The following is a 9,455-nucleotide window of genomic DNA, read 5'->3' on the forward strand; positions in this document are numbered from 1 at the left end:
ACGCAACACATCCGACAACGACCAGTCCACATACACCGACAGCGCCGACTCACACTCACCAACCGCCTCCGCGAACACCGGCGAAGACTCCAACAACCCCACCGCCATACCCACCCACTGCGCCCCCTGACCGGGGAACACGAACACCGAGCGGCCGGTGTCGCCGGTCCTCCCGCGCACCACGCCGTTCGCCGTGGAGGCGTCCTCGGCGACCGCCTCCAGCCGCTGGAGGAGTTCATCGCGGCCGGTCCCGGTCACCACGGCCCGGTGCTCGAAGGCGGACCTAGTCGTGGCCAGCGAGAGCGCCACGTCCGCGGCGCTCAGCTCCGGGCGCTCGGTGAGGAACGCGCGGAGCTGCCCGGCCTGTGCCCGCAGCCCCTCGGCGCCACGCCCGGACACCACCCATGCCACCGGACCGTCGGCGGCCTCGGCCTCAGTGGCCCCGGCCGCCTCGGGCTCGGGGGCCTGCTCCAGGATGGTGTGGGCGTTGGTGCCGCTCATGCCGAACGAGGACACGGCGGCGCGGCGCGGGTGGTCCCGGTCGGGCCACGGGGCCGTCTCGTGCAGCAGGGAGACGGCGCCGCCGGTCCAGTCGATGTGGGGTGAGGGCTCCTCCGCGTGGAGCGTCTTCGGCAGTACGCCCTCGCGCATGGCCATCACCATCTTGATGACCCCAGCGACTCCGGCGGCGGCCTGGGTGTGACCGATGTTCGACTTGATGCCGCCCAGCCACAGCGGCTGGTCGGTGGGCCGGTCCTGTCCGTACGTGGCCATCAGCGCCTGGGCCTCGATCGGGTCACCGAGGGTGGTACCCGTCCCGTGTGCCTCGACCGCGTCCACCTCGTCGGCCGACAGCCGGGCGCTGGTCAGCGCCTGGCGGATGACCCGCTGCTGCGCGATGCCGTTGGGCGCCGTCAGACCGTTGGACGCGCCGTCCTGGTTGATGGCCGAACCCCTGACGATGGCCAGCACCTCGTGGCCGTTGCGCTCGGCGTCGGACAGCCGCTCCACGAGCAGCATGCCGACGCCCTCGCCCCAGCCGGTGCCGTCGGCCGCGGCGCCGAACGGCTTGCACCGGCCGTCCGCTGCCAGCCCGCGCTGCCTGCTGAACTGGACGAACGCCGACGGGGTGGACATCACCGTGGCGCCACCGGCCAGTGCGAGCGTGCACTCGCGCTGACGCAGCGCCTGAACGGCGAGGTGCAGGGCCACGAGGGACGACGAGCACGCCGTGTCCACGGAGAGCGCGGGGCCCTGGAGACCCATGGTGTAGGAGATCCGGCCGGAGACGATGCTCGCCGCGTTGCCGGTGCCCGAGTGGCCCTCGACGTCCTCCAGGCTCTCGGCCGCGCCGAGCAGGAGCATGGAGTAGTCCTGGCCGTTGGTGCCGACGAACACGCCGGTCCTGCTGCCGCGCAGGGACATCGGGTCGATGCCCGCGCGCTCGACCGCCTCCCACGACGTCTCCAGCAGCAGCCGCTGCTGCGGGTCCATCGACAGCGCCTCGCGCGGTGAGATCCCGAAGAACGCCGGGTCGAACTGGTCGGCGTTCTCCAGGAAGCCGCCCTCGGTCGTATAGCTGGTGCCGGGACGGTCCGGGTCCTCGTCGTAGAGGGCGTCGATGTCCCAGCCCCGGTCCATGGGGAATTCCGAGATCGCGTCGGTGCCGTCCGCCACCATGCGCCACAGGTCTTCTGGAGAGTCCACCCCTCCGGGGAACCGGCAGCTCATGGCGACGATAGCGATCGGTTCCTGGTCCGCTGACTCGGCCTCGAGCAGGCGCTGGCGAGTCTGCTGGAGATCCGCGGTCACCCGCTTGAGATAGTCGAGAAGCTTCTCTTCGTTCATTGTTATGTCACCCATGGAAGTAGTAAGGAACGACCCTCGGGAACCGACCGCGCCAGCTCAGGAGATCCCGAGCTCCTTGTCGATGAAGTCGAAGATCTCGTCCGACGTCGCCGACTGAATCTTGTCCGAAACCGCCTTCTTGCCCGACGTGGGCGATTCCTGTTCCGCCTCTCCCCACTTCAGTAGGAGCGTCTGCAGGCGCGTGGTGATCCTCGGCCGGTCGACGTCGTCGGCGGAGACCGTGGCCATCGCCGCTTCGATCCGGTCCAGCTCGCCGAGGATCGGTGCGGCCGCCGAGATCCCGTCCCGCACGACGTCGGTACGGAGTCGGCGGGCGAGCGCCACGGGCGTCGGGTGGTCGAAGACGATCGTCGCGGGCAGGCGCAGGCCCGTCGCCGCGTCGAGCCGGTTGCGCAGTTCGACGGCGGTCAGCGAGTCGAAGCCCAGTTCGCGGAAGGCCCGCTGGGACTCGACGGACTCCACCGACGGGAAGCCCAGCACCATCGCCACCTGGGTGGTGACCAGGTCGAGCAGTTCTCGTTCCTGCTCTGTCTCGGACTTTCCGGCGAGCCGTTCCCGCAGCTCAGAGCCGCCGGTCTCGAACTGGGTGGCGGTTGCGCCGCCGGTCGCGGCCTCCAGGATCCGCCGTGCCTCGGGCACCTCGTCCAGCAGTCGGCTGGCCCGTACGGCGGTGTAGGACGGGACGAATCGCTCCCAGTCGAGGTCGGCGATGGCCAGATGGGTCTCCTGGAGGTCGAGGGCCTGCTGGAGTGCCTTGACCGCCAGCTCCGGGGTCATCGCGGCCATGCCGCCGCGCCGCAGCCGCTCCTCCAGCGCCCCGTCCACCGCCATGCCGCCCTCGGCCCACGGGCCCCAGGCCACCGAGGTGGCCGCCAGACCCTGGGCCCGGCGCTGCTGCGCCAGGGCGTCGAGGTAGGCGTTGGCCGCCGCGTAACTGCCCTGCCCGGCGCCGCCGATGGCTCCGGCGAGCGAGGAGAACAGCACGAACGCGGAGAGGTCGAGGTCCTTGGTCAGCTCGTGGAGATTGCGGGCGCCGTCCACCTTGGGACGCAGCACGCCCGCGACCCGCTCCACCGACATCGCGTCCAGGACACCGTCGTCCAGGACACCCGCCGCGTGGACGACGGCGCTCAGCGGATACCGCTCCGGGATGGCCGCCAGGACGGCGGCCAGGGCCTCGCGGTCGGCGGTGTCACACGCCGCGATGGTCACCTCCGCGCCCAACGCGGCGAGCTCGTCGCGCAGTTCGGCCGCGCCGTCGGCCTCCGGGCCGCGGCGGCTGGTCAGCACCAGGTGTTCGGCCCCGGCACCTGCCAGCCACCGGGCCACCTGGCTGCCCACTCCCCCGGTGCCGCCGGTCACCAGCACCGAGCCGCGCGCGCTCCACGGCCGGGCCGTGGTCCGCGGCGCGGTGGCCCGCACCAGGCGCCGGGTGAACACACCGGAGGTGCGCACCGCCACCTGGTCCTCGAACTCGCCCGCGCCGCCGCCCAGCACACCGGACAGCCGGGCCGCGGCCCGCTCGTCGAAGGTGTCCGGGAGGTCGACCAGACCGCCCCAGAGCCGGGGGTGCTCCAGACCGGCGACCCGGCCGAGGCCCCACATCTGCGCCTGGGCGGCGCTGTGCAGGGTGTCGGATCCGGTCACCGACACGGCGCCCCGCGTCGCCACCCACAGCGGGGCCTCGACACCGGCGTCCACGAGCGCTTGCAGGGCGACCAGGTTGAGCGCGAGCCCCTGCGGCACGACCGCGTGTCCGGGGCTGGGGTCCTCGTCCAGGGCCAGCAGGGAGAGCACTCCGCCGACGGCCCCGTCCGGCGCGCCCTCGGCCGCCGTGCGCAGCCGCTCGGCGACCGCCGCGCGGTCGATGTCCGCCGCGCCGTCGAGGGCGAGCCGCGCCACCTCCGCGCCCTGCCGTTCCAGCGCGGCCACCGCGGAGGTGACCACCTCGTCGTCGGCGTGCGACCGCGGGACGATGACCATCCAGGTCCCGGTGAGCGCCCGCTCCGCGAGCTCGGACACCGCGGTCCAGGCGATCTGGTAGCGCCAGCCGTCCACCGTGGACCGCTCACGGTGGCCCTTTCGGTAGGACGACAGGGCGGGAAGCACCTCGGTCAGCGAGGCGTCTCCGTCCACGTGCAGCGCGGTGGTCAGCGCCTCCAGGTCCGCACGCTCGACCGCGTCCCAGAACCGGGCGTCGCCCTCGTCCGCGGCGGCGGGGGCGGGGGCGGCGTCGCTCTCGGGGGCGTCCAGCCAGTAGCGCTGCCGCTGGAACGCGTACGTCGGCAGCTCGACCCGCCGGACGTCCTGGCCCGCGAACAGGGCCTCCCAGGCCACGGTGGTGCCGTGGACGTGGAGTTCGGCCAGGGCCGCCGTCAGTGCCTGGGCCTCCGGGCGGTCCTTGCGCAGCGCGGATACCACGACGGGGGCCGAAGTCTCCTCCGCCGTCAGGCACTCGCGCGCCATCGCCGAGAGCACACCGTCGGGGCCCACCTCGAGGAACCTGGTCACTCCCGCGTTCTCCAGGGAGCGCATGCCGTCCGCGAAGCGCACCGCCTCCCGGACGTGGCGCACCCAGTACTCCGGCGAGCACACCTCGTCGGCGCCCGCCGACTTCCCCGTCAGATTGGACACCAGGGCGATGGACGGCGTCTGGAAGGACAGCCCCTCGACGACCTTGCGGAAGTCAGCCAGCATCGCGTCCATGCGCGGGGAGTGGAAGGCGTGGCTCACCCGCAGCCGGCGGGTCTTACGGCCCTGCTCCGCCCACTGCCCGGCGATCTCCAGCGCGGCTGCCTCGTCACCGGCGATGACCACGGAGGTGTGGCTGTTGACGGCGGCGATGCTCACCTCGGCCTCCCGCCCGGCCAGCGACGGCGCGACCTCCTCCTCAGAGGCCTCGACGGCGACCATCGCACCGCCCTCGGGCAGCGCCTGCATCAACCGGCCCCGCGCCGCCACCAGGGCACACGCGTCCTCCAACGAGAACACCCCCGCCACATGCGCGGCGGCGATCTCACCGATGGAATGACCGATCACCACATCCGGCGCCACACCCCACGCCGACAGCAACCGGAACAACGCCACCTCAACCGCGAACAGCGCGGGCTGGGTGAACGCCGTCTGATCCAGCAGCCCGGCGTCCGCACCGTCCTCGTCGGCGAACATCACGTCCTTCAGCGGACGCTCCAGCGTGACGTCCAGGTGTGCGCACACCTCATCCAGCGCCCGGGCGAACACCGGGAACGTCTCATACAACTCCCGCCCCATGCCCAGGCGTTGCGCACCCTGGCCGGAGAACAGGAACGCGGTGATCCCGGTCGGAGTGGCGACCGAGCGCACCACCCCGGGGGCCTCCTGGCCGGTGGCGACGGCCTCGAGCCCGCGCAGCAGCTCCGCACGGTCCGCGCCCGTCAGCACGGCACGGTGCTCGAACACCGACCGGGCCGCCACCAGGGAGTAGCCGATGTCCTTCAGGCTCAGCTCCGGCCCTGCGGTCAGCTGCGCCCGCAGCCGCCGCGCCTGGGCGCGCAGCCCGTCCGCGCTCCGGGCGGAGAGCGTCCAGGGGGCCGCGCCACGGTCGTCGGGGGACGCCGCCTCGGCCGGTCGGGTGTCCTGGTCGTCGGAGGGGGCCTGCTCGATGATGGTGTGGGCGTTGGTGCCGCTGACGCCGAACGCGGAGACGCCCGCCCGGCGCGGCTGCCCGGTCTCCGGCCACGCGGTGGCCTCGGTCAGCAGCCGCACCTCGCCCGCCGACCAGTCGACCTGCGGCGACGCCTCGTCCACGTGCAGCGTCTTCGGCAGCACACCGTGGCGCATCGCCATCACCATCTTGATGACACCGGCGAGGCCGGACGCGGCCTGGGTGTGTCCGATGTTGGACTTCAGCGCGCCCAGCCACAGCGGGCGGCCCTCGGGGCGCTCCTTGCCATACGTGGCCAGCAGCGCCTGCGCCTCGATGGGGTCACCCAGCGAGGTGCCCGTGCCGTGTGCCTCCACCGCGTCCACCTCGGCGGCCGACACCCCGGCGCTGGCCAGCGCCTGGCGGATCACCCGCTGCTGGGAGGGGCCGTTGGGGGCCGTCAGACCGTTGCTCGCACCGTCCTGGTTCACGGCGGAGCCCCGTACGATGCCCAGCACCTGGTGGCCGTTGCGCCGCGCGTCCGACAGCCGCTCCACGAGCAGCACATCGGCGCCCTCGCTCCAGCCGGTGCCGTCCGCCGCGGCCGAGAACGGCTTGCAGCGGCCGTCGGGCGCGAGCCCGCCCTGGCGGCTGAACTCGACGAACGCCATCGGGGTGGCCATCACCGCCACACCGCCGACCAGCGCCATCGAGCATTCGCCCTGACGCAGCGACTGGCAGGCCAGATGCAGGGCCACCAGCGAGGACGAGCAGGCCGTGTCCACCGTGACGGCGGGTCCCTCCAGGCCGTAGGTGTAGGCGAGCCGGCCGGAGACGACGCTGCCCGCGTTGCCGGTCAGCAGATGGCCCTCGACATCCTCGGGCACCGTCTCCAGGTTGGTGCCGTAGCCGGAGCCCGAGAAGCCGACGAACACACCGGTCTGGCTGCCCCGCACCGACGCGGGGTTGATGCCCGCCCGCTCGAACACCTCCCACGAGGTCTCCAGCAGCAGCCGCTGCTGGGGGTCGGTGGCCAGGGCCTCGCGGGGCGAGATCCCGAAGAAGCCGGGGTCGAACTCGCCCGCGTCATAGAGGAATCCGCCCTCCCGTGCGTAGAACGTGCCCGGCCGGTCCGGGTCCGGGTCATACATGCCGGACAGGTCCCAGCCGCGGTCCGACGGGAAGGACGAGATGGCGTCACCGCCACCGTCGACCAGCTGCCACAGGTCCTCCGGGCTCCGCACCCCACCGGGGAAGCGGCAGCTCATGGAGACGATCGCGATGGGTTCGTCGTCCGCGCCGGAACCGGCCACGGCCCCAGGCCCGGTGGCGGGCGCCGGGGACGAGGCGCCCAGTACCTCGGTGCGCAGCTGCGCCGCGAGCGTGGCCGCGCTGGGGTAGTCGAAGACGAGCGTGGCGGGCAGGGTGAGACCGGTCTCGGCGGCCAGCCGGTTGCGCAGGTCCACCGCGGTCAGCGAGTCAAAGCCCAGATCGCGGAAGGCCCGGTTCGGCTCCACCAGCTCCGGGGAGGCGTAGCCGAGCACGGAGGCGGCGTGCTTGCGCACCAGATCGAGCAGCGCCCGGTCCCGCTCGCCCTCGGTGAGGGGCTTCAGCCGCTCGCGCAGCTGCGCCCCGGCGGCGTCGGCGCTCTCGTCACCCTCACCCTTGGTCTCCAGCGCCCGGACCTCTTCGAGGTCGCCCAGCAAGGGGCTGGGGCGTACCGCGGTGAACGAGGGCGCGAACCGCTCCCAGTCCACGTCCACGACCGTCACCACACCGTCGTCACCGGCCACCGCGCGCTCCAGAGCGGCGATCGCCAACTGCGGTGCCATGGCGGGCAGTCCGCGCCGCGCCAGCTGCTCTCCCGCGTCGTCCCGGGTGGCCATGCCGCCCTCGGCCCATGGCCCCCAGGAGACGGCGGTGCCCGCGAGGCCCCGTGCTCGGCGCTGCTCCACGAGGGCGTCAAGGAAGGCGTTTCCGGAGCCGTAGACGCCCTGGCTGCCGCCGCCCCACACTCCGGAGATGGACGAGAAGACCACGAACGCGTCGAGCTCGCGGTCGCCGAGCAGTTCGTCCAGGTTGACGGCGCCAGCGACCTTGCCCGACACCACCCGGGCCGCGTCCGCGAGCCCGGTCTCCAGCAGGGAGGCCGCAATCGTGATACCCGCCGCGTGTACCACTCCGGTGAGCGGCTGGTGCTCCGGTACGGCGGCCAGGACGGCGGCGAGCGCGTCGCGGTCCGCCGCGTCGCACGCGGCCACCGTCACCTCGGCGCCCATGTCCTCCAGCTCCGCCTTCAACTCGGCGGCGCCTGCGGCCTCGAGACCGCGGCGGCTGGTCAGCACCAGGTGCTCGGCACCGCTGCGGACCAGCCAGCGGGCCACCTGGCCGCCGAGCCCACCGGTGCCACCGGTGACCAGCACGGTGCCGCGCGCCCGCCACGGAGTCTCCTCGCCGACGGCGGGGGCGGACCGCACCAGACGGCGCACGAAGACACCGGAGCCGCGCACCGCGACCTGGTCCTCGCCGCCCTCGGCGGACAGCACACCGGCCAGCCGCGCCGCGCCGCGCTCATCCAGCGACTGGGGCAGATCGACCAGACCGCCCCACAGCGGGGGCAGCTCAAGACCGGCCACCCGGCCCAGCGCCCAGACCATCGCCTGCGTCGGGCTGGTGAGCCGGTCCGAACGGCCCACCGACACGGCGCCGCGCGTACCGCACCACAGCGGGGCCGGGATGTCGGCCCGCACCATCGCCCGCACCAGCACCAGGGTCAGCGCATAGCCGCCGGACAGCGCCGGGTGGCCGGGGCAGGGCTCCTCGTCCAGGGCGAGCAGCGACAGCACACCGCCCAGCTCGGGCGTCTCCGCGGCCACCTCGCGCAGCCGCTCCGCCAGCACGTCCGCGTCGAGGTCCCGCTCGTCCACCGCGACCCGGACCACATGCGCGCCGTGCCCCTCGAGCCCGGTGACCACCTCGGAGACGAGTTCGTCACCGGCGCGGGATGCCGGAACCACCACCAGCCAGGTCCCCGACAGCGGGCCGTCGGCGACGTCGGTGAGCGGCTTCCACGACACCCGGTAGCGCCAGCCGTCGATCGTGGACTGGTCGCGGTTGTTGCGGTGGTACGCCGACAGGGCGGGCAGCACCGCGCTCAGCGGCGCCTCGCTGTCGACGGCCAGCGCCCCGGCCAGCGACTCCAGGTCCTGGCGCTCCACCACGTCCCAGAACCGCTGGTCGACGGAGCCGGTGGCGTCGGCGACGCCACCGCCGGGCGGCAGGCCGAAGCCGTCGAGCCAGTAGCGGTCGCGCTGGAAGGCGTAGGTCGGCAGCCCGACCTGACGGCCGCCGCGGCCCTCGAGCGTGGTCGTCCACTGGACCTTGGTGCCGCGGACGAACACCTCGGCGGCGGAGGTCAGGAACCGCTCCAGGCCGCCCTCGTCGCGGCGCAGCGTGCCCACGACCACGGCCTGGGCCTCGGCGGATTCAACCGTCTGCTGGACGGGAAGGGTGAGCACCGGGTGCGGGCTCACCTCGATGAAGGTGGCGTGGCCGGTGCCGAGGAGGGTACGGGTGGTGGCCTCCAGCTCAACGGTCTGCCGCAGGTTCCGATACCAGTACTCCGCGTCCAGACCGGTGGTGTCCACCAGCTCGGCGGACACCGTGGAGTAGAACGGCACCTCAGAGGCGCGCGGCTCGATATCGGCGAGGACCGTCAGCAACTCCTCGCAGATGGCCTCCACATGAGCGGAGTGCGAGGCGTAGTCCACCGGCACCCGACGGACCCGCACCTCCTCACCCTCCAGCCGCGCCACCATCTCATCCAGCGCACCCGGATCACCGGACACCACCACCGAACCAGGACCATTGACGGCGGCGACAGAAATGGCGCCATCCCAAGCCGCAATGCGCTCCTTGACCTGCTCGACCGGCAGTCCGACGGACACCATGCCACCACGACCCG

Annotated in this window: 2 protein-coding genes; both read right to left on the bottom strand. The window is 73.0% G+C overall.

Annotated elements, in window-relative coordinates; genetic code table 11:
• Positions 1–1,848, bottom strand: a 1,848-nt coding sequence (locus VT50_RS37185; protein ID WP_143645355.1) for a type I polyketide synthase, incomplete at its 3' end; no start/stop codon positions are given.
• A gap of 57 nt (positions 1,849–1,905) precedes the next feature.
• Positions 1,906–9,455: type I polyketide synthase (locus tag VT50_RS37190; RefSeq protein ID WP_079343979.1), on the bottom strand; the 7,550-nt coding region annotated here is incomplete at its 5' end.

The organism is Streptomyces antioxidans (assembly GCF_000968685.2).
GTDB classification, from domain to species: Bacteria; Actinomycetota; Actinomycetes; order Streptomycetales; family Streptomycetaceae; genus Streptomyces; species Streptomyces antioxidans.